Origin of the sequence: Sulfurimonas lithotrophica, from assembly GCF_009258225.1 — a bacterium.
Classification (GTDB): domain Bacteria; phylum Campylobacterota; class Campylobacteria; order Campylobacterales; family Sulfurimonadaceae; genus Sulfurimonas; species Sulfurimonas lithotrophica.
On record NZ_CP043617.1, the window covers coordinates 423,054 to 449,911 of the forward strand.

At 32.3% G+C, this 26,858-nt stretch carries 27 protein-coding genes; 17 read left to right on the forward strand and 10 right to left on the reverse strand.

Going from position 1 to position 26,858, the window contains the following annotated elements; all coding sequences use genetic code 11:
• Position 1: 1 nt before the first annotated feature.
• Positions 2 to 271 (reverse strand): hypothetical protein, encoded by a 270-nt coding sequence (locus FJR48_RS02245; RefSeq protein ID WP_152306551.1) that lies wholly within the window; start codon positions 269 to 271, stop codon positions 2 to 4.
• 206 nt (positions 272 to 477) lie between these two features.
• Here FJR48_RS02245 and FJR48_RS02250 point away from each other — a divergent pair, with 206 nt between their 5' ends.
• Genes FJR48_RS02250 through FJR48_RS02260 form a run of 3 tightly spaced genes read left to right on the forward strand, consistent with a single transcriptional unit; the run spans position 478 to position 4,176 of the window.
• Positions 478 to 747: a hypothetical protein gene (locus tag FJR48_RS02250; RefSeq protein ID WP_152306552.1), complete on the forward strand. Its 270-nt coding sequence runs from the start codon at positions 478 to 480 to the stop codon at positions 745 to 747.
• Between the two features lies 1 nt (position 748).
• Positions 749 to 2,200 (forward strand): DUF3373 family protein, encoded by a 1,452-nt coding sequence (locus FJR48_RS02255; RefSeq protein ID WP_188108605.1) that lies wholly within the window; start codon positions 749 to 751, stop codon positions 2,198 to 2,200.
• Positions 2,200 to 4,176 (forward strand): EAL domain-containing protein, encoded by a 1,977-nt coding sequence (locus FJR48_RS02260; protein WP_241856087.1) that lies wholly within the window; start codon positions 2,200 to 2,202, stop codon positions 4,174 to 4,176. Before FJR48_RS02255 ends, FJR48_RS02260 begins: the two co-directional genes overlap by 1 nt.
• Here the strand turns inward: FJR48_RS02260 and FJR48_RS02265 are convergent.
• Positions 4,171 to 5,118, reverse strand: a complete 948-nt coding sequence (locus FJR48_RS02265; protein ID WP_152306554.1) for a 6-phosphofructokinase — start codon at positions 5,116 to 5,118, stop codon at positions 4,171 to 4,173. The two genes, FJR48_RS02260 and FJR48_RS02265, sit on opposite strands and share 6 nt — an antisense overlap.
• 92 nt (positions 5,119 to 5,210) lie before the next feature.
• Between FJR48_RS02265 and purH the strand changes: the two genes are divergently transcribed.
• Positions 5,211 to 6,749, forward strand: a complete 1,539-nt coding sequence (purH, locus tag FJR48_RS02270) for a bifunctional phosphoribosylaminoimidazolecarboxamide formyltransferase/IMP cyclohydrolase (RefSeq protein ID WP_152306555.1) — start codon at positions 5,211 to 5,213, stop codon at positions 6,747 to 6,749.
• A 51-nt stretch (positions 6,750 to 6,800) separates the two neighbouring features.
• On the opposite strand, the gene FJR48_RS02275 is transcribed toward purH, so the two are convergent.
• Together FJR48_RS02275 and FJR48_RS02280 are read right to left on the reverse strand one after the other, a co-directional pair.
• On the reverse strand, positions 6,801 to 7,970 hold the full coding sequence (locus FJR48_RS02275) for a PepSY-associated TM helix domain-containing protein (RefSeq protein ID WP_152306556.1): 1,170 nt from the start codon (positions 7,968 to 7,970) through the stop codon (positions 6,801 to 6,803).
• A gap of 34 nt (positions 7,971 to 8,004) precedes the next feature.
• Entirely contained in the window at positions 8,005 to 10,197 is a 2,193-nt protein-coding gene (locus FJR48_RS02280) for a TonB-dependent receptor (protein ID WP_152306557.1), read from the reverse strand.
• A 304-nt stretch (positions 10,198 to 10,501) separates the two neighbouring features.
• Between FJR48_RS02280 and FJR48_RS02285 the strand changes: the two genes are divergently transcribed.
• Together FJR48_RS02285 and FJR48_RS02290 are read left to right on the forward strand one after the other, a co-directional pair.
• Positions 10,502 to 11,383 (forward strand): DnaJ C-terminal domain-containing protein, encoded by an 882-nt coding sequence (locus FJR48_RS02285; protein WP_152306558.1) that lies wholly within the window; start codon positions 10,502 to 10,504, stop codon positions 11,381 to 11,383.
• A 9-nt stretch (positions 11,384 to 11,392) separates the two neighbouring features.
• Positions 11,393 to 11,770, forward strand: a complete 378-nt coding sequence (locus FJR48_RS02290) for a heat shock protein transcriptional repressor HspR (RefSeq protein WP_152306559.1) — start codon at positions 11,393 to 11,395, stop codon at positions 11,768 to 11,770.
• Here FJR48_RS02290 and FJR48_RS02295 read toward each other — a convergent pair whose 3' ends face one another.
• From FJR48_RS02295 to FJR48_RS02315, 5 genes are read right to left on the reverse strand one after another with little or no spacing between them, the layout of a single operon-like run.
• The gene (locus FJR48_RS02295) at positions 11,771 to 12,340 is read right to left on the reverse strand and encodes a methyltransferase domain-containing protein (RefSeq protein WP_152306560.1); all 570 of its coding nucleotides are present in this window, start codon (positions 12,338 to 12,340) and stop codon (positions 11,771 to 11,773) included.
• Positions 12,341 to 12,343: 3 nt separating this feature from the next.
• Entirely contained in the window at positions 12,344 to 13,606 is a 1,263-nt protein-coding gene (murA, locus tag FJR48_RS02300) for a UDP-N-acetylglucosamine 1-carboxyvinyltransferase (RefSeq protein WP_152306561.1), read from the reverse strand.
• 38 nt (positions 13,607 to 13,644) lie between these two features.
• Positions 13,645 to 16,017 (reverse strand): GGDEF domain-containing phosphodiesterase, encoded by a 2,373-nt coding sequence (locus tag FJR48_RS02305; RefSeq protein WP_152306562.1) that lies wholly within the window; start codon positions 16,015 to 16,017, stop codon positions 13,645 to 13,647.
• Between the two features lie 2 nt (positions 16,018 to 16,019).
• Positions 16,020 to 16,559, reverse strand: a complete 540-nt coding sequence (locus FJR48_RS02310) for a YfiR family protein (RefSeq protein ID WP_152306563.1) — start codon at positions 16,557 to 16,559, stop codon at positions 16,020 to 16,022.
• Complete coding sequence (locus FJR48_RS02315; protein ID WP_152306564.1) at positions 16,559 to 18,391, reverse strand: TonB-dependent receptor plug domain-containing protein; 1,833 nt, start codon at positions 18,389 to 18,391, stop codon at positions 16,559 to 16,561. The genes FJR48_RS02310 and FJR48_RS02315 overlap by 1 nt, the downstream gene beginning before the upstream one ends.
• 63 nt (positions 18,392 to 18,454) lie before the next feature.
• Here FJR48_RS02315 and FJR48_RS02320 point away from each other — a divergent pair, with 63 nt between their 5' ends.
• The 5 genes from FJR48_RS02320 to rsmD are packed head-to-tail and all read left to right on the forward strand — an operon-like array spanning position 18,455 to position 21,029.
• Positions 18,455 to 18,889: a hypothetical protein gene (locus FJR48_RS02320; RefSeq protein WP_152306565.1), complete on the forward strand. Its 435-nt coding sequence runs from the start codon at positions 18,455 to 18,457 to the stop codon at positions 18,887 to 18,889.
• A 37-nt stretch (positions 18,890 to 18,926) separates the two neighbouring features.
• The gene (locus tag FJR48_RS02325; RefSeq protein WP_241856088.1) at positions 18,927 to 19,385 is read left to right on the forward strand and encodes a hypothetical protein; all 459 of its coding nucleotides are present in this window, start codon (positions 18,927 to 18,929) and stop codon (positions 19,383 to 19,385) included.
• Positions 19,379 to 20,065, forward strand: a complete 687-nt coding sequence (locus tag FJR48_RS02330) for an exonuclease domain-containing protein (RefSeq protein WP_152306567.1) — start codon at positions 19,379 to 19,381, stop codon at positions 20,063 to 20,065. The genes FJR48_RS02325 and FJR48_RS02330 overlap by 7 nt, the downstream gene beginning before the upstream one ends.
• Positions 20,066 to 20,074: 9 nt before the next feature.
• Positions 20,075 to 20,446 (forward strand): hypothetical protein, encoded by a 372-nt coding sequence (locus FJR48_RS02335; protein ID WP_152306568.1) that lies wholly within the window; start codon positions 20,075 to 20,077, stop codon positions 20,444 to 20,446.
• On the forward strand, positions 20,436 to 21,029 hold the full coding sequence (gene rsmD / locus FJR48_RS02340) for a 16S rRNA (guanine(966)-N(2))-methyltransferase RsmD (RefSeq protein ID WP_152306569.1): 594 nt from the start codon (positions 20,436 to 20,438) through the stop codon (positions 21,027 to 21,029). The genes FJR48_RS02335 and rsmD overlap by 11 nt, the downstream gene beginning before the upstream one ends.
• Here rsmD and FJR48_RS02345 read toward each other — a convergent pair.
• Complete coding sequence (locus tag FJR48_RS02345) at positions 21,020 to 21,904, reverse strand: GGDEF domain-containing response regulator (RefSeq protein WP_152306570.1); 885 nt, start codon at positions 21,902 to 21,904, stop codon at positions 21,020 to 21,022. The genes rsmD and FJR48_RS02345 overlap by 10 nt on opposite strands.
• A 140-nt stretch (positions 21,905 to 22,044) precedes the next feature.
• Between FJR48_RS02345 and FJR48_RS02350 the strand changes: the two genes are divergently transcribed.
• The 6 genes from FJR48_RS02350 to FJR48_RS02375 all read left to right on the forward strand — a co-directional run bounded on the left by FJR48_RS02350 (position 22,045) and on the right by FJR48_RS02375 (position 26,853).
• Positions 22,045 to 23,088, forward strand: coding sequence for a flagellar basal body P-ring protein FlgI (locus tag FJR48_RS02350; RefSeq protein ID WP_152306571.1), 1,044 nt, complete (start codon positions 22,045 to 22,047; stop codon positions 23,086 to 23,088).
• Positions 23,089 to 23,099: 11 nt separating this feature from the next.
• Positions 23,100 to 23,399, forward strand: a complete 300-nt coding sequence (locus FJR48_RS02355) for a rod-binding protein (RefSeq protein ID WP_152306572.1) — start codon at positions 23,100 to 23,102, stop codon at positions 23,397 to 23,399.
• 81 nt (positions 23,400 to 23,480) lie between these two features.
• The gene (locus tag FJR48_RS02360) at positions 23,481 to 23,699 is read left to right on the forward strand and encodes a flagellar biosynthesis anti-sigma factor FlgM (protein ID WP_152306573.1); all 219 of its coding nucleotides are present in this window, start codon (positions 23,481 to 23,483) and stop codon (positions 23,697 to 23,699) included.
• Between the two features lie 23 nt (positions 23,700 to 23,722).
• Entirely contained in the window at positions 23,723 to 24,151 is a 429-nt protein-coding gene (locus FJR48_RS02365; protein ID WP_152306574.1) for a hypothetical protein, read from the forward strand.
• 10 nt (positions 24,152 to 24,161) lie between these two features.
• Positions 24,162 to 26,048 carry a flagellar hook-associated protein FlgK gene (gene flgK, locus FJR48_RS02370; RefSeq protein ID WP_152306575.1) on the forward strand — a complete coding sequence of 629 codons (1,887 nt, stop codon included), beginning with the start codon at positions 24,162 to 24,164 and terminating at the stop codon, positions 26,046 to 26,048.
• A gap of 7 nt (positions 26,049 to 26,055) precedes the next feature.
• Entirely contained in the window at positions 26,056 to 26,853 is a 798-nt protein-coding gene (locus FJR48_RS02375) for an ABC transporter permease (protein WP_152306576.1), read from the forward strand.
• The last annotated feature ends 5 nt before the right edge of the window (positions 26,854 to 26,858 follow it).

Genomic DNA, 26,858 nt, shown 5'->3' on the forward strand with positions numbered 1-26,858 from the left:
CTCAATCCATCTTTTTTAAATACTTAAGCATAATTGCTATAAAAACTCCTGCAAAAATTGCCCCGTAAATATTAAAAACACCACTAGCATAGTACTGAGTGTATAGTGAAATCGGTATATAAGTTATATACAGATAAACAGCAAATTTTTTCATAAGCAGTAAACCTATAGCCGTTGCCAAAGAGAGCAATGTTATAACAATTGAAAAATAGTAATACCAAATTATTACATTTGAACTCTCGGTAGCCTCAGTGAGACTTCTTAAACTCATAAAAAATCCAAGAAGCATAAATATAGAAATTATACTAATAGGTATAGGTCTTTGGTGGTTTAATGTTTTATCTAATAAATTCATAATGTAATTATATTAACATAGTCATATGTTTGTCAAAAAAATTGCTAAAAAAGTAATCTTAGCCTCTAAATAAAGCACTTTTAAGCATGTATTTAATAATAATTTTGTAGTATAACGAACATATGAAAAAAAGAATTATTTTAAACCACTTAATATTATTTATATTATCAATTAATTTATACGCAAATGAATCGACCTCATACTTAGCAAAAAGTTTAAACCTATATGCAGGTACAAAAGCTTCTATCCAATGGGAGAGGATTTTTTCCAGCGAGAGAAGACTCAAGAGGTATAAGCTGGATAAACTTAGTGTCAATGAATTGGGTAAACTGAAAAAATATCTTATAAAGCATGCTGCCGATTCAAAGCAGCCTGTTGTTCCCGGACTGTAAAATGATAAAAAAAATATTTGCGAGTATGCTTTTTGTTACTTTTTCATATGCACAAAATAATGTAAATGAAAAGATTGAACAACTAGAACTTCAAATCAAAGAGTTAAAAAAACAAACAGCTGCAAATACTGCTGATTTAAATGAATACATTCCTGTTATTGAAGCCAGCGAAACGCAAAGTTTATTGGATAAATTAGACTTTTTACCCGAACTTGAAATTCGTATGGATAAGATGGATTATAAACTTGGAAAGATTGAGGGTGAAAATACTACAGCTGATTATCCAGATGGATTAAATCAACAAAGAAGAGATGAGTTTAAAAAAGATTTTGACCCGGCGGTAGCTGTAAAATTTAAGTTGAATTTATTTGGAGATATAAACAAATATACAAAGTTTAACGGTAGGTTTGTATTTACGATGTCCACGCAGTCTCATCAAAGACTTTGTATTCTTTCGCGTGATATTAAGTCTGTTTCATCTTCAAGCGGATTTGATTTAGATCGCGCATATATAGATTTTACTCCGAATATCGGCTCAGACTATGCATTTACTTTTAGTTTCGGTGTACTTCCTACAACGGGCGGTACTCCAATGAATTTTGCACTCAACACTGAGAGAAAATCTATGTTCCCTGCACTCGTTTTTGATATGGATACATACGGTCTAATAGGTACTCAAAAGTTGGGAAGCAATAATTTTTTTAGAGTTATAGCCGCTAAAGCATACACCTTAAATCCTAGTATTTACCCTTATCAGTGTAATCGTGAAAATATAGATAATGCAAATATACTCGGTGCATATTACGATACTAAATTTAAGCTGTTTAGCGGAGAGAGTCTGCTTTCTTTTGGTGTAAATTATTTAGGTGATTTTAAAGCCCATCCATATCTTGGTCCCGATGTAAATGCCGATGATGCAAATATATTGGGGGATATATTTACATACGGGCTTGGTTTGGATGTTAGAGACTTGTTAAATGACAAGTTGACATTTTTTATTCATACGGCTATTTCTAATCCGGATGCTAACGGAAAAATTGATGATTATCAAATTGTTAATGTTGCAAACGGCACTACAATAAGAGGAACTATCGGGTTTTCAGAAGCTGATTATGCAAAAGGTACTATGTTAAAAAAAGACGGTTATTCTTTTTATGTCGGTATGAAATATAATATAAATGATAATTTTAATTTCGGTGCAGAGTATAATCAAGGGAGTAAATATTGGTTTTCTGCTACCCAAGGTGCTGAAGATATGTACAATAAACTGGCAACAAGGGGAAATGTTAGCGAGGTATATGGTATTTATAAATTTCATAAAGATATATTCGCAAAACTAGGGTTTATGTACACAAATGAAGACTATACGGGTAGCGGATGGCACTTTGGTAAACCTACTAAAAAAGATGCAACGCAAAAAGTATCTTATCTATCTATAAAAGCCGAGTTTTAGTGTTAGAGTTAAAAAGTAAAATATATCTACTGTTGATAAGCAGTTTTATACTTCTGTTTGTATCACTTGCTTATTCTGTAAAAAACATCAGTTCAAACACGAAAATAATCTCCGAAATTGAAAATAAATATTTAAACCTATCAAAAAATATTCAAAAATTAAATCTCAATATAGAAGAGAAACAATCAAATGTACTCCAAAGTATATTGTTAGGTAAAAAACCTCAAAAAAATCATACACATTTAGAAGCTATTGTAGATGACATATATGAGATGATAAAATTTGATTTAAGATTGAAAAATCTTTTACAGGATAAATTGCTTGTACTAAAAAAACGTCTTGTTTCATATAAAAGTGTAGAAGTAAGCGTAATAGAATCTTTAAACAGCAAATACAAAGAAGATTTAGAAGATGCCATTATAGGTTACAATGAAGTAACTAAAGGTTTTACAGAAGATGTAAGTGAAGTTGAACAAACTATACGCTCAATAATTAAAAATACGATAGTTGAATTAAGAGAATCAAACTCTTTGAGTCAAATGATGGTAATTACTTCATTTTTAATTACCCTTATAATAGTTATATTTTCCGTTTTAAAATTAAACTCTTTGCAAAATAATCTATCAAAAGAGTTAAAAAGATCTTCCGAAGCGGAGGAAAAACAGAAAAACTTGCAAGAACAACTGCTAAAGTATAATGAAAATTTAGAAAATGAGATAACAAAAAAAACAAACGAGTTGTATCAAAAAGTTTACACCCATTTTTTAAGCGGACTTCCAAACAGAAATAAACTGTTAGAAGATTTTCAAATATATGATTTTTCCATGGTAGCTCTTTTAGATATAGATAAGTTTCAAAAGTTTAATGATGTTTACGGCGAAGAGATGGGTAATCTTGCATTACAGGAGACTGCAAAGTTTATAGAAGATTTTATAGATATCGAAGGGGCAAATATATACCACGTAAGCGGTGATGAGTTTGTAGTAGCAGTCCAAGAAAATACAAATATAGATAAAGACAGATTTTTACACAGTATAAACCATTTTATAAATATATATAAAAAGAATATTTTTGATATAGGTGAACATAGACACTCTTTTGTTATGAGTGCAGGTATATCGTTTTACGGTGCTAAAAAGATGTTGGCATTTGCTGATATGGCACTAAAAGATGCAAAAAACAGAAATCAGCATGTATCGGTTTTTAGTGAATCCAAAGAGATAGAAAAAAGACATAAAGATGATATAGAGTGTAAAAACCTACTTTTAGAAGCGTTTAAAAATGACGGTATTATCTCATATTTTCAGCCGATATCACCTATACAAGATCCTTCATTAGAAACAAAATACGAATCTCTGGTAAGAATTAAAAAAGGGGAAGATATCATTACTCCTCATACTTTTATAGATGTTGCAAAACAAAATAAAGTGTATTATAAACTTACCAGAAAAGTTTTTCAAAATACGTTAGCTACTATAAAAAAATATAAAATACCTTGTTCTCTAAATATATCGGTGGTAGATATAGAAAATGAAAGAACGGTAGAAAATATCTATGAGATGATTGATAATTTTAACTATAACAATCTTTTAACCATAGAGATATTAGAAACAGAAGAGTTTAAGGATTATGACGTAGTATATAAGTTTTGCCGAAAAATACGTTCATACGGCATAAAAATAGCACTTGATGATTTTGGAAGCGGTTATTCAAACTTTACCCATATACTTAACTTACCTATTGATTTCATAAAAATAGATTCGTCTCTCATATCTAACATCGACAGGGACAAACAGTCTCAGATTATGGTTGAGACTATTGTCGGTTTGGCTCAGAAGATAAACGTTAAAACTATTGCAGAGTATGTATCTTCCAAAGAGATATTGGATACTGTAAAAAAACTAAAGGTAGATTATGCCCAAGGTTTTTATGTCGGAAAGCCTGAAGATATATCTAAGTACTGTTTTAATTTATAAGCTTTTTATAAGCTCAGTATCTAATCTATATGGCTTTGTAACTTCATCTATATTTTTATAAACAAAACCTTTTTTCGTATAACATACTACACTCTCGTTTTGATTTTTTAGTAGTGCATCTACTGCATAATTTACAAACTTATATGCCATTAGTCTATCGTAGATGCTGGGATTCCCACCACGTTGCATATGACCGAGTACATTTACCCTTGCTTCCATACCTATTGTTTCTTCAAACCATTTAGCTATCTCTGAGGAGTCTTGTTTTATACCCTCTGCGACTATAGCTATAAAGTAAGTTCTTCCATCTTCAATCTCTTTTTTAAACTTTTTTTCGTAGTCTGCCAAGTTATACTCAACCTCAGGTATCAAACACATCTCCGCACCGCTTGTAAGTGCCGTGATTAAAGCCAGATATCCGCAGTCTCTTCCCATGGTCTCAATTACAAATGCCCGCTTAAAGCTTGATGCCGTATCGCGAATAGAATCGATAGCTACTTTTATAATATTTAGTGCAGTATCTACTCCAAGACAATACTCCGTGCCGTTTATATCGTTATCTATAGTAGATGGAATACCGCAAAACTTGATGCCGAAGTCTTTATAAAATTGATGAAGTCCGCGAAATGAACCATCACCTCCTAAAACTACAAGTGAATCTATACCTAAGTTATCCAGATTTTCTTTTGCGACTTTGCGATACTCATATTCTAAAAATCTTTTACTTCTTGAACTACCTATTTTTGTTCCGCCGCGAGTGATAATGCCCGCTACGTCTTTATATGTAGCTTCTTCTATATGGTTATCAATCAGACCTTCATAACCGTTATATATAAAATATGGTGTGATATTTTTACTTTTTGTATATTCAACAAAATGTTTTAAAGCGGGGTTCATACCCGATACATCTCCACCTGAACACATAATCGCAATATTTTTCATTTTTATATCCATAATCACTAATTAGCTTAGTTTACCATTTTATAAACTAGGTTTAGATAAAATTTCACAATTTATTTCCCACAAGGTCACAGATGAAAAAAAGAGCATTGGTAAGTGTTAGCGATAAAGAGGGCGTGGTTGAATTTTGTCAATCACTTGTAAAGAATGGTTTTGAGATAATCTCAACTGGAGGTACTTACAAAAAATTAGTAGATGCCGGTATATCTGCTATTGAAATAGATGAGGTAACAAAGTTTCCCGAGTGTTTTGAAGGACGTGTTAAGACACTAAATCCATATGTTCATGGTGGAATTTTACATCGTCGTGACAAGCAGTCGCATCTTGACCAGGCAAAAGAGCTTGGTGTTGAAGCGATTGATTTGGTATGTGTAAATCTTTACCCGTTTAAAGAGACTATTGAGCGTACTGATGATTTTGATGATATTATTGAAAATATCGATATCGGTGGACCTGCAATGGTTAGATCTGCGGCTAAAAACTTTGACTCTGTAATGATCGTTACTGACGTTAGTGATTATGCTAAAGTAATAGATGCAATTGAAAATGAAAAAAATACTGTCGAGTTCAGACGTAGCTTAATGATAAAAGCGTATGAGCATACAGCAGCATATGACTCTATGATAGCTAACTATATGAACTCTCGTTTCAATGAAGGTTTTGGCGAGAAACAATTTGTAGTCGGAAACAAAGTTATGGATACCCGTTATGGTGAAAATCCTCATCAAAAAGGTGCACTTTACGAGTTTGACAAACACTACTCGAACAACTTCAAAACTCTAAAAGGTGAAGCTAGTTTTAACAATCTAAACGATTTAAGCGGTGCTGTTAAAATCGCTTCTGCTTTTGGAGAAGAGAATGCCGTATGTATAACTAAACACGGTAACCCTTGTGGATTTGCTATAAAAGATAATTTACTAGACGCATATACGGAAGCTCTAAAATGTGACCCTGTATCTGCATTTGGCGGTGTTGTTGCTGTAAATGGTGTTGTTACAAAAGAGCTTGCCCAGATGATGAATGAGATATTCTTAGAAGTTATCATTGCCGGACGTATAACTGAAGAAGCTCAAGAGGTTTTTGCTGCAAAAAAACGTATCAAACTATTTGAGATGGGAAGTGACAGACTTGTACTTGCAAACGATGCAAAAGACTTTAAACATATTGACGGCGGATTTGTTTTCCAAGATGCCGATAAAGTTGGAGCAGATGAGGTTAAAAATGCAAAACTTGTTTCTAAAGTAGCTGCAGATGCACAGGATATGAAAGATTTAGAGATAGCATATAAAGTTGCATCTCTTACAAAATCTAACTGTGTAGTATATGTTAAAAACTCAGCCATGGTAGCTGTAGGTATGGGTATGACGAGCCGTGTTGATGCAAGCCAGTGTGCACTTAAAAAAGCTAAGGAAATGGGACTTGACGTTACAGGTGCTGCTCTTGCATCTGAAGCATTTTTTCCATTTCGTGACAGCATAGATGCAGCTGCGGCAGCCGGTGTAAAAAATGTAATTGAACCTGGCGGAAGTATCCGTGATGATGAAATCATTGAGGCTGCTAACGAATTCGGGATGAGTCTTTACTTTTCAGAAGTTCGCCATTTCCTACATTAGAAAACAAAAAATTTAAATAGCGACGCATTTTCTGCGTTGTTATTTATAATATCAACTTCTCTGTTTTAAAAGCTTCAAATACTTTACTCTTTTTTTTCTATACCAAATTATAGTTCCTGTTATTACCAATAGTAAAGTTACAACGCCTGAAGCAAAGACTAATAATCGACCAGCCATACCAAAAGCCTCACCTGTATGTAGAGGAAATTGCCAATTAATAAATGTTTCACCCGCTGACATACTTTTAGGAGATTTTACTTTAATAATCTCTCCGTTATATTGATCTATCCATACGACACTTTTCCCTTTTGACTTTCTAACTTCTCCCTCTTGACGTTTATAGATTCTATATGTATCTTGTTTTTCAATAGGCAACCCTATAGCCATTAATTTTGCATCAGGGAATATTTTATTTGCACTTAAGAGAGCTTTTTCTACAGAAATAGGACTATCATTTAATAGTACTTTTGATGTTATACTTTTTGAAGAATCTTCAATAGGAGAAAAAACGTTTACAACAGGCTTAAAATATTGGGGATAGACAATATATACTCCTGTAAATGTAACAACAAATACAATAATTAGACTGTACACACCGCTAACTCTATGCAGATCAAAATTAAACCTAATAGGATTGGCATCTTTTTTTATACTTAGTGCCATTTTAAACTTTCTATTTTTAGGCCACCACAAATATAGTCCCGTTATAGTAATTACTAGCCATAATATTCCTGCTATACCTATAATATTTCTTCCTAAACTTCCCATCAAAAGATAAGAATGAAGTCCATGCATAGTTTTAATAATATGTCTTCTCTCAAGTCCATACTTACTATGGTTTCGCTTTCCTAAAACTTTACCGCTAACGGGATTAACCATAACTTGATACCAATTATATGAACTACAGCATTTATATTTTTGTGTATTTATACTATCTTTTGCTACTTTAAACCACACTATAAATACATCACCTGGCTCTTTTGGCGGGTGAATAATTGCTGAATGTTTATTGGGATATACGCTTTTGGCAACTTTTAAAATCTCAGTTGCAGATTTATACTCACCTCTTGTAGATACGCTTAAAATATCAGGATTAAGAATTTTGTCTAATGCTTCATCAAAAACTATTATACTTCCTGTGATTCCTACTATACCAAGAATAATTCCAAGAAAAAGACTTAAATATAAATGAACTTTTACAAAAATATTTCTTATTTTCATTTTTTACAATCCTTATTTGAGCTATTGTTCAATCTTAAAATTTAAATCTTAATTCACCGTATATAGTTCTACCCGGTGTTAAAGTATTTTGATAATAATCAGTATCAAATATATTATTTACAGATACGGAAGCTTTTAAGTACTCCATTATTTTATAACCGAGAGTTGCATTTAAAACAAAATAAGATTCATATGCACCATATACATTTTTTATAGTGTCTGAATTATCTTCTTTTGTGTATAGTGAATCAACATATGAACCTATTATAGATCCGTTCCACAAAGTATTTTTTCCTATTAGACCTATATTGTATTGTCTTTTGGGAGTATAAGTTAGTTGCTTACCTACACTTGTAGGTCTAGAGTCATTTTCAAGCATTTTTGTTTTATTGTATGTATAGTTTGCAAATGTACTTATATTATCAGTTATTGCTTGCTTAATCTCAATTTCAAAGCCTTTTATTTCTGCTTTACCTGCATTTCTTTTTTCATTCAAAGTAGAGTTGACATCTGTGGAGTACATCATATCTTTTAAAATATTTTCATAGTATGTAGCTTTAATATGAGTAGCCGTAGTAAATTTTTGTTCAAAACCAAGTTCCCAAGATGTAACTGTTTCAGGTTTTAGAGTTGGGCTTGCTTGAACTAATTTTGCACCGGAGTAATATGATGAATACATATCGCTTAGAGATGGTGCCCTGAAAGCTTTACCCCACGAAGTCCTAATTGTAGTACCTTTTTTTGGTAGATAAACTAATGATACTTTTGGACTAAATGCTGAATCATCTCTTTTATTATAAGTAATATAGGCATCGTTTATATAGTCATTAAATTGACCTTTTGTTTCCCAATAATCATATCTTCCACCTATATAAGCTATTAATTTATCTGTAATATCTATAGTGTTTTGTATAAAAAATGCTTTTAGTGCACTTTCTCCGTTGTTTTCTCTTTGCAGGCTTGTTTTACTATTATAATCATTCCAGTTTGCTAATGTATATATATCTTTTTCCAATTCACTGTCAGTAATATCTATACCCATCGTAATATAATTATAATCACCTAGCGGAAAGTTTAACTGTGCCGATGCATATATTTTTTTGTTTGGTATATCTGTATATGTACCTGGGCCACCAAATGTATATGCACCGCTCTTTTGAGAAACATACCAATAATTATATGCACCATAGCTTGCTTTCATATCTAAATCTATAGTATCGTTAAAGGTATCTTTATAATTTAAAGTTAGTTTGTCCGATTCTTCACCGTTTGGACCAAATAAAAAATCTTTTTCAGAAAGAGTAGTTTCCTGTGTAGCATCAAGTTGAACACTCCCTGTATATACAGGGTTTCCACTAGTATCATGCAAGTATGTATTGAAACTATTATATTCAGTTTCATATTCATGGTGGTTATAATCGACAGATATTTTTGCCGTATTGCTTAAAGAATAGAATAATTTAATTCCTGCATTATCTTGTTCCCAAGATCTATCACCTTTATCACCTACTATATATTTTTGAGAACCTGTAGATGTCGTAGTTACTTTTTGCCCGCTAACGGCAGTTCCACTTACTCCTGTACTCGGTGTCTTTAGGACAAGATCACTAATATATCCGTTACTTTCTTTATGACCATAATTTATGCTGATACCTAATTTATCCGATAATTTATCTTTATATGAGAACTCTGCATTTTTATAATCGTTGCTTCCATAACCACTCTTAATTATAAACTCTTGCTTTGTAGGTTCTTTTCGTATTATATTTATAACACCGCTCATAGCACTACCACCGTACAATGATGAAAAAGGGCCCTTTACAACTTCTACTTTTTCTATGTCATCTATTGGGACACTAGACCAATTGACACCGGATGAGAAGGCATTGTTGATAGACACGCCATCAACTAAAACTGCCGTTCTAGAATATCCGGAAATACCCCTTAGAGAAACTGTATTTGCCCAACTGCTAGGGAGATGATCTCCTTTTGAACGTACAAAAACTCCTGCTACATCATTTAGTGCTTCATCTACTCTTTCTATCTGTTTGTTCTCTATTTGTTCTGAACTTATGATTTCGGTACTTGCAGGTGCTTCTGAAGTTTTTATTGATGTTTTTGTAGCCGTTACTGATATATCGCCTAAATTAACCGAATCTGCGTGTAGTGGATTTAGTATAATTGCAGTTGCAACCATAGATAAACTTATGCCATTTGCTTTTACCATTTTTTTCTCCTGAATATATGTAGTAAAAAGGCACCAAGGTATATAATATTATGATTGATTTAAATAAATATGATAAAATAACTTCGGTGCTAGTCGCCATTCCTTACCTATGTAGTCGCCAAACTTAATTTTAGGTAAGGAATTTTAAAGTTTCAATTATAATAAGGAAGTGTTAATTTTGTATTAACTGAAATTATTCATTACTTCGTTATTTTTAACTACACCTTGATTGACATCCACTCAACCTTTATGATATAATAATACTTAAACTAAACAATTATAAAATATATTAGGAACTATAAAAATGGCAAAATCATTATATGAAACTTTAGAAGTATCTGAAAATGCTAGTGAAGCTGAGATTAAAAAAGCATATAGAAAACTGGCACGTCAGTATCATCCTGATGTAAATAAAGACAAAGGTGCTGAGGATAAATTTAAAGAGATAAATTCTGCTTACGAAATACTAAGCGACAAAGAGAAAAAAGCTCAGTACGATCAGTTTGGCGACCAGATGTTCGGTGGACAAAACTTTCACGACTTCACACGTTCACACGGTGGTGCAGGCGGAGCTGACTTAGACGAAATATTAAGACAGATGTTTTCAGGAGGCAGTTTTGGCGGAGGCTTTGGCGGCTTCGGCGGCGGAAATCCGTTTGGAAGTGGTTTTGGCGGTGGATATCAAGAACCAAACTTAGATCTTGAAACATCGGTAACCATCCCTTTTTCCGTCAGTATTTTAGGTGGATCTCACTCTGTATCTGTGCAAAACGACAGGTTTGATATAAAGATACCCGCAGGCGTAAAAAGCGGTGAGAAGATGCGTGTAAAAGGAAAAGGGCATTCTCAGGGTGGGCGTAAAGGTGATTTATTTTTAAAAATAAACGTAGCTCCCAATCCAGAGTATGTCAGAGACGGCGATGATTTAATCAAGACTTTCGACGTACCTTTAAAGGCCGCACTTTTTGGAGACAAAGTATCAATTCAGACTTTGGAGAAAGAGATTAAACTTAAAGTACCTCAAAATACTAAAAACGGACAAAGCTTCCGTGTAAAAGAGATGGGTGCAATGAATAGAAAAACAAATACCCGCGGTAACTTGTATTTAAAAGCAAACATAGTACTTCCAAATGTTGATAACTTGGATGCTGATTTGGTTAAAGAAATGAAAGAAAAACTTCCATAGGAGTAAGATATGATACATCAATACGACGAACCGGTTTACTTAATTAGTGTTGTAGCGAAGATATTAGATATACATCCTCAAACTCTCAGGCAATACGAGAGGGAGAACTTAATTTGTCCTTCCCGTTCAGGTGGGCGTATAAGGATGTATTCTCAAAGAGATATTGATAAGATAAAATTGATTTTAAGACTTACACGTGAATTAGGTGTTAATTTAGCAGGTGTTGATATTATACTTAGACTTAAAGATAATGTTGATGATATGGAGACTGAAATAGCACAGTTAAGACATGAACTGCAAAAGTCGAGAAATGCACACTCCGTATCACCCGATAAAGCACTTGTTACGAAAAAATCTATTTATGAGATGATAATCTTTGAAGACTAGCTACTTCTTTCTCACAACTATAGATTGTTTCCTCATTCTGTAGAGCTCGTTTGGCTCATTATCAAACTCGTCATACTCTAAAACTTCAAAACCTTCATCAAAAAAAGTTTTTAATTCATCTGCTTGGAGTAAAAAGTCAGGATTAGAATCCGGTTTTGTATTTGATGGGTGATGCATATATGTCTCAATAATCATAAAACCGTTTTTGTTTAGCGCATCTGATAGTTTTTTGATTGCAGTTCTGTCCAAATAGTTACATTTTACAATTAAATCATATTTTTTTTGAGCTTCAAAGTTATCTAAATCTATCTGTTTTGTAGTTATATTTTTAATTTTGTTAGCAGATAAATTTTCTAAGGCTACCTCAGATATATCGTATGCATCTACGTTAAATCCCAAACTTGCCAAATATATAGAGTTTCTTCCGTTACCCGATGCAAAGTCAAGTGCCTGCGTACCGTTGAAATAATTTGAGAATTTTACAAGCTTTTGACTTGGCTTTCTTTTTTGTAATAACTTGGGAGTATCTAAGTATTTTTTATCCCATTTTGCTTTATCTTTTAAAGACATATATTACTCTTTTAAACGTTTTATATCTACACCGACATCTTGAAGTTTTTTCTCTAAAGATTCGTATCCGCGGTCTAAGTGGTAAATACGGTGAACGTTTGTAGTACCCTTAGCTATCATACCGGCTAAAACTAATGCACTAGAAGCTCTTAAATCGGTCGCCATAACATCAGCACCGCTAAGCTTACTTTTACCTTTTATGGTGGCTGTATGACCGTTTAAGGTTATATCTGCACCCATACGTTGCAATTCACTGACATGCATAAAACGATTTTCAAATAATCTTTCTTCAATTATAGAAACCCCGTTTGCTTGCGTAGCCAAGGCTAAAAACTGGGCTTGCATATCTGTGGGAAATGCAGGATATTCTTGAGTTACTATTTTTGTCGGTTTGATCTCTTTTGCAGGAGTTATTGTTATAGTCGTATCAGTAGTTTTAATACCAAATCCCATCTCCTCAAACTTCGATAAAACAGCACCCAGATGCTTAGGTTCTGCGTTTGTAATAGTAAGTTCTTTATTTAAAATAGCTCCTGCACAAAGATATGTACCTGCTTCGATTCTATCGGGAATAACTGAAAAGTCAACCATATCTATAAGTTCTCCGCCGTTACCGTGTATTTTTAATACAGCCGTACCGATTCCTTCAATCTCTATACCGCTTTGGTTAAGGATTTCACAGAGTTGGACAACCTCAGGTTCACGTGCCGCATTTGTTATAGTCGTAGTGCCGTGTGCTAAAGCCGCAGCCATTACAATATTAGCCGTACCAGTTACGGTAATTTTGTCAAAAATAATTTCACAAGCTTTAAGACCCTCTTTAGCCCTTGCTTCTATATAACCGCTTTTAATCTCTATTTTCGCACCCATTTGTTCTAATGCTTTTAGATGCAAGTCAACAGGTCTTTGACCTATAGCACAACCACCCGGAAGTGAAACTTCACAGTGCCCGAATCTGGCTAATATTGGACCAAGTACAAGTATCGATGCCCTCATAGTTTTTACAATATCATAGGTTGCTTTTGTTTGAGTTAGTTTTGAAGTGTCTATCTCAACACTGTGTAAGCCTTTCTTACATTTTGCACCTAGGTTTGAGAGTAGCATTAAAAGAGTATTTATATCGGCTACGTTTGGCAGGTTGCTTATGTTAACATTGTTTTTAGCTAAGATGGTTGATGCTATAAGAGGTAGTGCTGCATTTTTAGCACCAGATATTTTTATTTTTCCGTTGATTGCAGATGAGCTTTGCAGTTGTAAATAATCCATTGTTCTCTTTTACGTTAAATAATTGTTGAGATTATATCTTAATTAGTGTTATACGTTTTTAAAAAGTTTATAAACTCATCTTTTGCTATAGGTTTTGAGTAATAATAACCTTGCAGTTCGTCACAGTTCATATCCGTCAATATATCTGCATGTTCTAAAGTTTCTACACCTTCGGCTACAGTTGTAAAGTTTAAAGTATGTGCCATATTTATAATAGTGTTTACTATACTTTTATCATCATTGTCTATCGTCATATCCAATACAAAACTTTTATCTATTTTTAATGTGTTGATAGGAAATTGTTTTAGATAAGAAAGTGACGAATAACCTGTACCAAAATCATCAATCGCTATAGAGACGCCTGTCTGTTTTAACTGATGCAATACTTCTAATGTTTTAGAGATATTTTGCATAGAGATGCTCTCGGTTATTTCAAATTCCAACTGCGAAGGATGCACATCATATTTTTCTATAGCTTTTTGGATTGTTCCAATCAAAGAGTTATCCGTGAACTGTTTTGCAGAGAGGTTTATAGCAACTTTTATAGTCCCGTATCCTTTTGAATTAAATTCACTGAGGTCTTTGATTGTTTTTTCAATGATTTTATTCCCGATAGGTATGATAAGCGCACTCTCTTCGGCAATATCTATAAATTCATCAGGATATATAATACCTTTTTTGGGATGCTTCCAGCGTACCAATGCTTCACAGCCGGAGACAAAACCGTCTTGTGCTTTTATTTTTGGTTGATAAAAAATCTCAAAAGCTTTTTCATCATCAAGGGCTATTCTTAAATCTTTTTCTACCTTAACAAAGTTTTTTATTTTTGCATACATTTTATTATTAAAAACTTTATAATTATTTTTATCGGCCTTTTTGGCTTCATACATTGCAGTGTCTGCATTTCGTATGAGCTTATCAATATCAAGTGCACTGTCTGGATATATGGCTATTCCTATGCTCGTACTAATTAAGAGTCTATGAAAGTCTATCTCATGTTCCCCTTGTAAGGAATCAAATATCTTTTTTGCTATTTTTTGGGCATCTTCTTCAGATTGTATATCTGTTAAAAGTATGGTAAATTCATCACCGCCTACTCTGGAAATCGTATCGTTTTCTCTCAGTATAGAGCTTAATAGTTTTGCTACATGAATTAAAAGCTTATCGCCTACTGAATGACCGAGTGTATCGTTTACTATTTTAAAGTTATCCAAATCTAAAAACATAATAGCTATTTTATTTTTATGTCTTTTGGCATTTGATATAGCAGATTTTACTCTGTCTTTAAATAAAATTCTGTTTGGCAAATTGGTTAAAGAATCATAATAGGCAAGACGTTCAATCATCTGTTCGTTATGCGTATCTTTTGTTATATCTACCGTAACGGCGGTAAGTTTGATATCTCCGGATGATTTTTTTCTTACTTTACCTTTAGTTCTCACATAAGCAATTTTGTTATTGTGTAGTTGTATTCTGTATTTGATATTAAACACGGAACCTTTTTCGATAGCATTGTTTATGGTATTTAAAACATCATTTAAATCATCTTTATATGTTAAGTTTAAAAAACTGCTAAATGTCAGATTAGATTTTTTTTTGATACCTAAAATTCTATAAATCTCATCACTTAAATTTAGTTTGTTTGTAGTTACATCGTATTCCCATGAGCCTACACTTGCAATACGTTGAGCATCATTAAGGTGTTGTTGTTTTTTTGAAAGCTCTTGTGTTAAAGCCGAAGAGTGTTCAATATAAGATATTAGATTCTCCACCATAATATTTGCCGATTTGATGATTGAGCCTATTTCATCTTGTGAAGTTGCTTTTACATTTAGTTTTTTCGGTTCATACGGGTTAAATTCATTCATCGAATGTGCAAGTTTTGAAAGAGGTTTTAAAGATTTTAATAAAAAGATACTAATCAATACTAATGATACTATAAAAATAAAACCGCCGATAACTGCCATTTGATAAAATTTTTGCATCTGAATATAATATGATTCACTTGAATAAAGAAGAGTTAGCTTTCCTATAATGTTTGAGGTTGAAGGATCAATCAAGTTTACTTCAGATGAGAACTTACTAAAGTCGGTACTTATCTTTTTATGTTGCTTGTAGATAGAATCTTGTTTAAGTTTATCAGATTCGATTTTTATAAGTAAAACATTTTTGTTTTTAAGCTGTTCTTTACATATCTCATCGATTGAATCGTTAAAACCGTAACTCAGATTTAAAGATATTTGAGGGGAGATACTCCTTAAAACAATATCTATCTTCTCGTGGATAACATCTTCATAGTTTTTAGAAAATGTATTTTTAGCTATTGTATATCCAAGTGTTATAAATATGGTTGAAGTTAAAATCAGTAAAGATACCGTTTTAAAACTCAGGGAATTTAGCTTAAACCTCATAGCTACTTTTTATATACTTTTGATATGCTTAGAAGTACCGGTTTAAAACTTATTCCTGATCTTTTAACGGCTTTTAAATTAACTATAGGTTTAACCTTTTTACCAACATCTATGGATATCATTGCACCGTTTTCCAAGTATTCTTTTTCAGATGCAAATGTCACGGCATCGCATTTTCTGTATTCGTTTATTATATTGTTTATATTTTTCTGGGATGATGGAAATATATATAAAATATTTGTTGTTTCTTTACACTTTGTAAATGTATCGTAATTTATAAAATCTATTTCTATCTCATATCCGGATATACCGTTTGGATATTTTGATTCTATCGCTTTTTTTAAAAACTTCATGTCTTTATAGCTGTTTTTTTCATATGCAATCGTAATATTAATTTTGTTGTTTATAATTTTATATTCAATATTATGTTCAAGCAACAATACCTTTGGCATAATAGTAGCATGAATATCTAGTAGAGAGTTATCGATTGTTTTTGAAAATAAAAAACTATAAAATAAAAAAATACTTATAATAACTTTCATTAAAATTCCATAGAAGCTTTAATTAATGCTACCCTTGCAGCATCTTTGATAGGATTTGTCTCATTATGAGCACTATCATAATATATTATACCAGAATTAAACATATTTTTAACAATGAGTTTGATGTTTATATCTTTATAATTATAAGAGATAGATTGATCGAAAATAGCTTCATTATCCATATCTTTGGAGTTTGTATATCTTAGAGTAGAACCAAACACTAAACCAATCTTGGAAGTGTAAATTAAAGAAGCTGTTGTTAAAAAGTTTGCTACATAGTCGATTCTATGATTATATTTATCTTTAGCATCGCTGTAACTGGATACTAAGCTAAACTCAATATTATGAACAGGATTGTATGATAAATCGAGTTCTACACCATGAATATCGAGTTCGGATTCTTGAGAATAAACTCCTGCTATACTTTGAATATAATCTTCTATCAGCATATGATAGGTGTTTAGTGAAATTCTGCCGGAGGATTCATATTTATATACAAGACCAAATTCTATGTTTTCGGACACTTCGGCTTTTAAATTCGGATTTGCATTCAGTCCGTATAACTCTGTCCATGAAGGTGCTCTAAAAGCTTTTGCATATTTTAATTTAAAACTCATATCCTCGTTAGCTCTATATACAAGCCCTAAATCTGGAGAAAAATTGTCTCCAAAATCGGAATAGTCGTCATAGCGTAAACCTAAAGAAATGTTTATATTGTTTGTTAAGAGATAATTATTTAAAACATATGCAGAATATATGTCTCTATCTAAATTCGGTAATACGATATTTGACTCTGTAGGGTGTCCGTACAAGCCTGTTTTTAAACTATTATTATGTTTAAAATTAGCACCTATTAAAAATTCATTTCCTTCTATTGAAGTATTTACTAATTCAAAGTTGGTATTATATGTCTCTTCTTCAAAATCTGATTTTAAATATATACCTGCATTAGCTTCTATTATTTGAGAGTATTTATTATAATTTAGAGTGATTTTTAAATCGTTATTGTCTGAAACAGATGAGCTATATTTTAGGTTTGAATAAAAAGCTTGGTTCGTATTATCATAATTATTTTTATTGGTATCTTTTATATTAAATACTCCATAAGCGTTACCTCTGGTAGAATCTTTTATTCTAGCATTAAATTCAAAGTCGTAAGCTTTAAAGTTTAAACCTGTAGAGTAGTCGTTAAATCTTTGGTCACTCGAATCTATCTCTTTGTCGTTTTCTTGATAGTAAGCATCTACTGAGAGTTTATAGTTTTCTTTATATATATTAACTCTTGCCCCGCCTTTGCCGTATTTATAACTACCGCCGCTTAGAAATATCTCATTGTTGTCTGTCGATGAGTCTTGACTAGACTTTGTAATAATATTTATCACACCGCTAATCGCACCTGAACCATGTAAAACACTGCCCGGACCGCGAAGAACCTCTATTCTTGATATCAGCTCTATAGGAAAATCTAAAAAGTAGTAAAATGAGCCGCGATAAGCGTTGTTTATTTCAACACCGTCTATCATAAACTTGACTTCGCCTTTTGTTATCGAGCCTCTGAAAATTACGCTTTTTGTTCCGGTTGATTCTTTTGAGAGTTCTATGCCGGGGATATATCTTAAAGCTTCATAAACATTGTCAACTCCAAGTTTTTGTAGTTTTTTTCCTTGCAATACATTTATTAAAGACGTAGTTCTGTCTCTGTTTAGTTTAGTTTTTGCAGCTACTTGATTTACTTGATTTAAGCTTTGTAAAAAATCATCTTCTATATTAATTGTTTCATTTGCTAAGATTGAGGTAGCTAAAAATGCAATAGCATATTTGAAATAGCGCATAACACTCCCCTTAAATAAATTATGATAATATTGTACATTATTAAATATTAATTTAGGTATAAAATGAATTCAGCCTTAGATAGACTAAAAAATTTAACAAATAAAATTTCATCTTATGAAAAAGTTAGAAAAGATAACCTCTCAGAGCTAAGAATATTATTTAAGGATATAGGGATTTGTGAAAAAGTTGATTTATTTGAAGATATATTTGAATTTAAAGCTATTAACCTCTCTGGTGCTTCTCTTTTAGAAGAAAGTTTAGGTGAGATTAAAAAAGGAAAATATCTTCAAATTTTAGCAATAGCATATGATAAAGAAGCCAGTGTAAAAAGTAAAAATATCTCTTTGGGTTACTATGGAAAGAGTGAGAATGTCGATAAAGAACTCAAAGATAAGATAGTGGAATTTATAATTCGTTATAGATTTGAGAAAAGCTTTATGACACTAGAACATTATAACGGAATGTTAAGTACATTTAAAAAAAATGAAGATGAATAAGTTTTACTTTTTTTTATGGATGAGGTGGGCTTTACATTTGAGTCTAAACAGCATCTCTTTAGCTGTTGTAATAACATCGGCAATAACATTTTTGACATATGCAAAACTTGGCTTTGTTGAAATAAACTCTGAAGTGTATAAAGCGCTTTTAGATATATTTAAATTTTATTTTTCAATAGTTTTTTCTATATCTTTGTTGTTTATACTTTTTAGAAGTATTAAATATATTTTTAACCGGTGCATCTATGGATATGAACTAAAACTTTTAAGCTGTGATAAAAAAGATGTCATTGAAGTTATAGGTTATGGCGACTTGGTAAAAGTATGGAGAAAATGGTTTATGCTGTTAATTTGGTTGGTTGCTGTATGTATGATAGTTACATTTTTTAATTTTTTTAATATATATGCCATATATATTTCAATTTTAATCAGTGGGTATTTCTCTTTTATTATTTTAATATCCAGATGCAAAAAAGTGAAAGTGATTAGATGCTGATATTTTTAGACACCGAAACTACAGGACTTGAAAAGTCCGATAAAATAATCTCAATAGCCCTTATAGCAGTTGAAGAGGGTGAGACAATCTTCAAAGAAGATTTGGTAAACGAGGGTAAAAAAATCCCTCCAAAAGCATCAAGTATTAATCATATAACAAATGAGATGATAAAAAGCAAACCTGCCTTGAGAGAAAGTGAAACTTTTAAATTTTTGGAGTTAAATAATCTATATGATACTACATTGATTTCACACAATGCCAATTTTGACTTGGAGATGCTAAATACAAATGCAGGTTTTTCATGGCAGGGAAAGATAATAGACACACTGCGTACATCTAAGCATCTGATGAGTGAGTGTGAAGAGTTTTCTTTGCAGTACTTAAGATATGAGTTAAAACTATATAAAAAAGAAAAAGAAAAAATAATTCCCCATGATGCACTTAGCGATGTCAGAGTTACAAAGCTGCTGTATGAAACTCTTTTAGAGTTAGCATCTGAAGATGAACTAGAAGATTTGAGTACAAAAAACGTACTTATGCAAAAGTTTGAATTTGGAAAATATGCAGGTCGTTATATAGAAGAGATTAGCATGATTGACAGGGGATATTTGGAATGGATGCTAAATAATATTATGGATTTAGATGAAGATTTACGCTATAGTATCAAATATTATTTATAGGAAATATTATTGAGAGTAGCAGTAGAGTGTAAATCACCGCTTTTACAAAAATCGTTAGAGACCTTTTTAAAAAAATATTTAAGCTCAAACAAACAGTGTGACATATTGATTCGTGACGAAGAATGTTTAGGTGATGAGAGATGCTTTTTTATAGGGACTAAAAACGGTGCAGACCTTCTAAAACCTTTTTCAAAGTCGCAACTGATTTTAGCCCTTGAAAATAGATATAAAACACTTGATAAAACCGAGCAAGAACCTGTAGAAGAGTTTGAAGTAGAAGAATCGATGAACTTTGAGATACTGCAAAAACGTATAGAGTTTCTAACGAAAAAATACCAAGAAGATATTATAAATTCAATTAAAGCATTTTATGAGAAGTAATAAAAGTAAAAAAATAACAAAAAAAATAATTGCAGGTGAGTTTAAAGGGAAAACTTTAACTATACCGTCTAAAACAACGACAAGGAGTTCTAAAGCTATAGTTTTAGAATCTTTTTTTAACACTATACAGTTTGACATCATAGATGCAAATTTTGTTGAGGTGTTTAGCGGAAGCGGATCAATCGGTCTTGAAGCTTTAAGTCGCGGAGCTAAACAAATATATTTTATGGAACGTGACAAAGATGCACTTAAAATACTAAAGCAAAATATATCTTTAACGGATCCTGATAGATGTGAAGTTTATGGCGGAGATAGTTTTTCAAATATAAAAAGCATCATTAATATTTTAAAAAGTAAAAGTGAAGATGCATATTTTTATATAGATCCGCCTTTTAGCATACGTGAAGGAATGGAAGATATATATGATAAAACAATTGAGTTAATAGCTAACTTACCAAAAGAGTGTGTCAAACTAATTATAATAGAGCATATGTCAGGTTTGGAATTAGATAAAAACATAAACGGGTATGAACTGCAAAAGTCTAAAAAATTCGGAAATACTACGCTTAGTTATTATTTATAAATTACAACTTTGTTTCTACCGCTTTCTTTAGCCTCGTATAAAGCGTCATCTGCTTCTTTTAACATATGATCGAAATTTCTGTGTAGATCATGTTTTAAAGAGGTTAAACCAAAGCTTGCACTTACTTTTATATCTCCCGGGTTTGCATAATTTATTTTCATTCTGAGTTTATTGGCTTTATCAAAAGCATCTTTGATTGTACATCTGTCAAAGATTACTACAAACTCTTCGCCACCGTAACGTGCGACTATGTCCTCTACTCTAATACTTTTATGAAGTATAGAGGCAATTGCTTTTAAAACTTCATCCCCGATCATGTGACCGTAGGTGTCGTTTATGTTTTTAAAATGATCGACGTCTATAATCGCTATACATAAATCTTCATTATGTCTTATAGATTTTGAAAAGTATCTGTTTCCCTCTTCAACCAATTTATGTCTGTTATATATTTCGGTTAGTTGGTCGTGCGAAGCTCTAAATATAAGTTCATCTTGTTGATGCTTTAAAGTTATATGAGTATTTACTCTTGCTTTTACGATAATAGGACTTATAGGTTTTGTAATATAATCTACAGCACCGTTTATCAATCCTCGCTCTTCATTTTTAATATCGTTGTGACCGGTTACGAATATTACGGGAATATTTTTTGTTTTGGAATCTTTTTTTAAAAATTTTAAAACTTCAAATCCATTCATATCGGGCATCTCGACATCTAGCAAAATTAAATCCGGTATTGGTTCAGTATGTGTCATTTTAAGTGCACTTATACCGTCAGATGCATATTTGACTTCATATAAATCTTTTAAGAAAGAACCTAAAATTTCCATATTTGCGTGCACATCATCTACGATTAGAATGGTTTTATTATTTCTCATATAAAACTCCGTATTATTGTTTACATCATAGCTGAAAACTTATTTAAAATAACTTAATGTAAAACAATATGTTAATTATAGTTTTCTAAGATTTGTTGGAATAAAGATTGCTTTTTGTTTTGATACTAAAGGATTGATTTATGAGAACAATAATATTATTTTTACTTCTCGCAACTACTATTTATGCAGCAAAAATAAATGATGTCGCAAATATTGTTGGGGTAAGACAAAACCATTTAATAGGATATTCACTGGTAGTAGGTCTTAAAAAAACGGGTGACGGTACTACTTCTAAATTTACTCTTCAATCAATCGCAAATATGCTTAAAGCAATGAATATAGATATGAAACCTATTGATATAAAATCAAAAAACGTTGCCGCAGTTGTTGTAACGGCAAACTTAAATCCTTTTTCAAAACAAGGTGATAAGTTTGATATTACGGTATCTTCCATCGGTGATGCAAAATCGCTTGAAGGCGGAACGCTTTTAATGACTCCTTTAAAAGGGGTGGATGGACGTATATATGCTCTTGCACAGGGTCCAATAAGTATCGGAGGTAGAAATACCAGAGGTGGAGGAGAAACACATCCTACGGCAGGACTTATATATGAAGGTGGATTTGTTGAGCGAGAGATAAATATTGATTTATATAATCAAAAATATGTAACTCTTTCTTTAAAAGAATCTAACCTTAAAAACTCTGTTAGCATCCAAAAAGCCATCAACAGTTTTTATAATACTCAAGTTGCCGTAGCTATGGATCCACGTACTATAAAGCTAAAAAAACCGGAAAATAAATCTATGATAGAGTTTTTAGCCGAAGTCCAAGATATTGATATGGATTACAATGCAAAAAATAAAATCATAATAAACGAGAGAACTGGAACTGTGATTGCCGGTGTTGGAATAAATATAAAACCTATTATTATGACACACGGTGATATAACTATAAAAATCAAAGAACAAGATAGTATAGATGCACCCGAGGGGTCTATGAATGTTGATAGTGATATGGCTATAGGTTTAAATGAAAATGAGCTATATACAAAAAAAGGTACGACTACGGTAGCTAATCTTGTACGTTCATTACAAAAGTTGGGAGCTACGCCTAAAGATATCATTGCAATTTTAGAAGCGATGAAGAGTGCAGGTTCTATATCTGCAGAATTAAAAATTATATAAAGGAGGGTATTGTGTACGGTTCTAATACAGTAGCATTAAATGCTTCTTTGATGGCAAAAGACAATGTTCCAAACATAGATAAAAATTCTGATGATGCCAAAATTAGAGAACAAACAGATGCTTTTGAATCTATTATCTTAAAAATGCTTATGGATAATGCTATGAAAGATCAGGAAGATATATTTAGCAGCCAAAAAGATCCCGGCGACAAAATATATAAATCTATGTATAGGGAAGAGCTTGCTAAAGCTAGTGCAGGGGGTTTTGGGTTTAGTCAAATGTTATTTGATTATTTAAGTGAGAAAAGGTAAAAATTTACTTGATAAATTTTGTAATTTGTCGATTTAGTTGTATATGGGAATACTCTTTTGGGTATTTATAAAGGACAAATTATGATTTCTCAAGTTAAAAGTGCCGTTGTAGGTGCTTATACAAATAATACAAATGAAGGGAAACGTTCGGATAGGACGGCTTCTCAAAAAGCGGAGGCTAGTATATCTTCTCAAGGAGATACTAGTAAGATAGATCAGATTAAAAACGATATAGCATCTGGTCAATACAAAGTTAATTTAGAAGCTCTTTCTCAAAAAATAGCGGATGAATTACTTTAAAAATTAAAGAGTAGGGGTTTAAAATGTTGTCTCATCATTTACAAGGTGCATTAACTGATTTAAAAGATATTATAAATATAACAAAGTTGGATATAGATGATATTAAAGAGGCTAAACATGATCCCCAATTTGAAAGACTGTCGTTAAAAGAAGAAAAAATCAAGAATTTTGAATCAAAAAAAGCGATGATTGACCATGAGATATCCTCTTTAATGAGTAAAAATCCCGATGCAGATTTACCTAATCTTCTTAATGAAGAGCAACATAAAGCACTTGGTGAGTTGAAAGTTGAACTATCAAATTTGAGAGATATAAATAAAAAGTATGCAAAACTCGTTTTAACTGTTAGTAATTTATACAATACGTTTTTGGAAAGATTAGTTCCAACTGAGATGGATGGATATGAATCAAAAGCTTCTAAAGATTCATCCATATTGCAAGTAAGGGTTTAAGGGGTAAGTTATGCCATCAATTTTTAATACGCTCCATATAGGATACACAGGACTTAATGCTTCCCAAGCAGGAGTAAATACAACTTCGCACAATATATCAAATGCAGAGTCTGAAGGTTATACTAGACAAAGAGTCGTTACAGCGGCAGCAACACCTATTTACTCAAGAGAAGGTCAAGTAGGAAACGGTGCAGATATTCAAACAATTAAAAGAATATTTGATAATTTTGTATTTGATAGATATACGGATATATCTGCAGATAAAGAATATGCAGATTTTTCTGAAACAACCTTAACCGAGCTTTCAACATATTTTCCCGAAATTGAAGGCGTGGGTATTAAAGCTGATTTGGCTGAATACTACAATATGTGGCAGACACTGGCAGATAATCCTGATAACGATGCCATAAAATTATCTGTTGCACAACAAACCGAGATATTGACAAAAAATATTAAAGAAACGCAAGCCAGAGTAATATCGCTACAAAATCAAGTAAACGATCAGCTTGTAGTTAATATAAATGAGGTAAACGACTTAGCGGAACAATTGGCAGAAATAAATGGAGCTATTGATGTAGCCGAAGCCGGCGGGAAATACGTTGCAAATGATTTAAGAGATAAAAGAAACGTAATAGAGGAGAGTTTATCCCGTTTGATAGGTTCAACAGTAAACGTCGGACAGTTACAGTCAAATATTCAGATTGATAGTTCTTCAAACACGGTAAGCGGTAGTTATACATTAAGTGTAAATGGATTTAATATAGTAGATGGATCGACATTTCATAAAATTAATGTAGAAAATGATGATAATCCAAATGGTTTTTATGAATTGTCATACGAAAGACAGGATGGGGTTTTAATCCCTATGGATTCAGAGATAACTGGCGGTAGAATAGGTGCTATATTAGACCTTCGCGGTAAGAGTGATATCCGTTCAAACAATGGAGTGCCTACAGACGGTATTTTACAAAAAACTGTTTCGCAGTTAGATGCTTTTGCCGCTGAACTTATCGAGGCTACAAATAATATTTATGCTCAAAGAGCTACGGACAAGATGACATCTAATGAGATAGTATTAAACCCTAATAATTCTTTGGTTAATTCTGATATTGGTATAAAAACAGGTGCTTTTAATATTAACATATACGATATCGATGGAAATATAGTAGCAACTAGAGAGATAGATATAGATGTAGCAACTTCTATGACCGGAGTAGCCGGATCAAACTCTATACAAGGACAAATAGAAGCTAATGTAGATGATAATGCTGATTCCAGCGGTATTAACGATATAGATGATTTTTTACAGTTTAATTGGGTTACGTATAAAAGCGGCGATAATGCGATGGAACTTTTTATGGATCCGGCAATGGTCAGTAAAGGCTATAGTTTTGCTATTGAAGATAAGCTAAATGAAACAAACGATTTTAGCAGCGGTACAAATTTCGCCGGTGCACTCGGTATGAACAGATTTTTTGACGGTACGGATGCGAGTGATATAACTCTAAATTTTAATTTAAAATCAAACCCAACTAATATATTTGCAGGAAAGACACCTGCAGCAGGAGATGCAAACCTTGCACTTGATATAGTTCAACAACAATTTGAAGAGTATGAGTTTGAAGTTGGAAGAATTAGTTATGAGACTACAATGTACGGAATGTTTGACCTTACGGCAACAGATGTAGGTACCGAGACTAACGCAGCTATATTATATAATGAAACAATTACTGCAAAATATAATGCTACGGAGCTAGAATACCAGTCAGTCTCTAAAGTAAGTATAGATGAGGAGATGACGAACTTAATCAGATATCAAACATCCTATGGTGCTGCTGCAAAAATTATAACAACGGTTGATCAGATGATGCAAACACTTCTAGGTATTAAACAGTAAAGTATTTATGCCAAAATTTAGCATAGCGGTACTTGTCGGTATTTTTTTATTCTCTTTTTTAGGGGGCTATTTTTACAGTCTCGATCCTTATACATTGTATTCAGATAAAATATTATTAGAACCTTCATTAACGCATCTTATGGGTACGGATAGATTGGGAAGGGATATTCTTGCACGAATTATAGAGGGTGGAAAAATATCTTTGACAATCGGTGTCGGCAGTGCACTTATAGCATCTCTTATAGGACTGTTTTTAGGTTCAATCGCAGGATATCTTAGAGGAAGCGTAGATAAAGCTTTTGTAGTTGTAGTTGATCTATTTTTAACATTTCCCACTTTCTTTTTACTTTTGGCACTTGTGAGTTATGTTAATGCATCCGCATGGGTTTTAATAGTAATAATATCAATAACAGGCTGGATGACTACGGCTAGGCTGATTCGTTCTGAGAGTTTTAAAATTACATCTCAACCCTATATTAAAATACTGAATATAGCGGGTGTTTCAAGACTAAAAATATTGTTTAAATATTATGCCCCTATTTTAGCACCCATATATTTTGTAAGTTTTACATTTGGTGTAGGCGGTGCAATTTTAGCCGAATCCGGTCTTAGTTTCTTAGGACTTGGTATTGTAGCACCTCAAATGAGTTGGGGTACAATACTTAGCGGTGGAAAAGATGTGATAGAAATAGCCTGGTGGGTTAGTTTCTTCCCGGGCTTTATGATATTTTTGGTTACTTTTTCTCTTATAAATATATCAAATTATCTTCAACAACTTACAAACCAAAAACAGATTCAAAATTAAGGTAA

Bases quoted from the DNA above. Each gene is read 5' to 3' on its own strand.
- FJR48_RS02320 (WP_152306565.1), top strand. From the start codon at position 18,455: ATGAATTCAGCCTTAGATAGACTAAAAAATTTAACAAATAAAATTTCA.
- FJR48_RS02255 (WP_188108605.1), top strand. From the start codon at position 749: ATGATAAAAAAAATATTTGCGAGTATGCTTTTTGTTACTTTTTCATAT.
- FJR48_RS02265 (WP_152306554.1), bottom strand. From the start codon at position 5,118: ATGAAAAATATTGCGATTATGTGTTCAGGTGGAGATGTATCGGGTATG.
- FJR48_RS02315 (WP_152306564.1), bottom strand. From the start codon at position 18,391: ATGCGCTATTTCAAATATGCTATTGCATTTTTAGCTACCTCAATCTTA.
- flgK (WP_152306575.1), top strand. From the start codon at position 24,162: ATGCCATCAATTTTTAATACGCTCCATATAGGATACACAGGACTTAAT.
- FJR48_RS02330 (WP_152306567.1), top strand. From the start codon at position 19,379: ATGCTGATATTTTTAGACACCGAAACTACAGGACTTGAAAAGTCCGAT.
- FJR48_RS02345 (WP_152306570.1), bottom strand. From the start codon at position 21,904: ATGAGAAATAATAAAACCATTCTAATCGTAGATGATGTGCACGCAAAT.
- FJR48_RS02245 (WP_152306551.1), bottom strand. From the start codon at position 271: ATGAGTTTAAGAAGTCTCACTGAGGCTACCGAGAGTTCAAATGTAATA.
- FJR48_RS02310 (WP_152306563.1), bottom strand. From the start codon at position 16,559: ATGAAAGTTATTATAAGTATTTTTTTATTTTATAGTTTTTTATTTTCA.
- murA (WP_152306561.1), bottom strand. From the start codon at position 13,606: ATGGATTATTTACAACTGCAAAGCTCATCTGCAATCAACGGAAAAATA.
- FJR48_RS02360 (WP_152306573.1), top strand. From the start codon at position 23,481: ATGATTTCTCAAGTTAAAAGTGCCGTTGTAGGTGCTTATACAAATAAT.
- purH (WP_152306555.1), top strand. From the start codon at position 5,211: ATGAAAAAAAGAGCATTGGTAAGTGTTAGCGATAAAGAGGGCGTGGTT.
- FJR48_RS02350 (WP_152306571.1), top strand. From the start codon at position 22,045: ATGAGAACAATAATATTATTTTTACTTCTCGCAACTACTATTTATGCA.
- FJR48_RS02290 (WP_152306559.1), top strand. From the start codon at position 11,393: ATGATACATCAATACGACGAACCGGTTTACTTAATTAGTGTTGTAGCG.
- FJR48_RS02305 (WP_152306562.1), bottom strand. From the start codon at position 16,017: ATGAGGTTTAAGCTAAATTCCCTGAGTTTTAAAACGGTATCTTTACTG.
- FJR48_RS02275 (WP_152306556.1), bottom strand. From the start codon at position 7,970: ATGAAAATAAGAAATATTTTTGTAAAAGTTCATTTATATTTAAGTCTT.
- FJR48_RS02375 (WP_152306576.1), top strand. From the start codon at position 26,056: ATGCCAAAATTTAGCATAGCGGTACTTGTCGGTATTTTTTTATTCTCT.
- FJR48_RS02285 (WP_152306558.1), top strand. From the start codon at position 10,502: ATGGCAAAATCATTATATGAAACTTTAGAAGTATCTGAAAATGCTAGT.
- FJR48_RS02295 (WP_152306560.1), bottom strand. From the start codon at position 12,340: ATGTCTTTAAAAGATAAAGCAAAATGGGATAAAAAATACTTAGATACT.
- FJR48_RS02250 (WP_152306552.1), top strand. From the start codon at position 478: ATGAAAAAAAGAATTATTTTAAACCACTTAATATTATTTATATTATCA.
- FJR48_RS02365 (WP_152306574.1), top strand. From the start codon at position 23,723: ATGTTGTCTCATCATTTACAAGGTGCATTAACTGATTTAAAAGATATT.
- FJR48_RS02280 (WP_152306557.1), bottom strand. From the start codon at position 10,197: ATGGTAAAAGCAAATGGCATAAGTTTATCTATGGTTGCAACTGCAATT.
- rsmD (WP_152306569.1), top strand. From the start codon at position 20,436: ATGAGAAGTAATAAAAGTAAAAAAATAACAAAAAAAATAATTGCAGGT.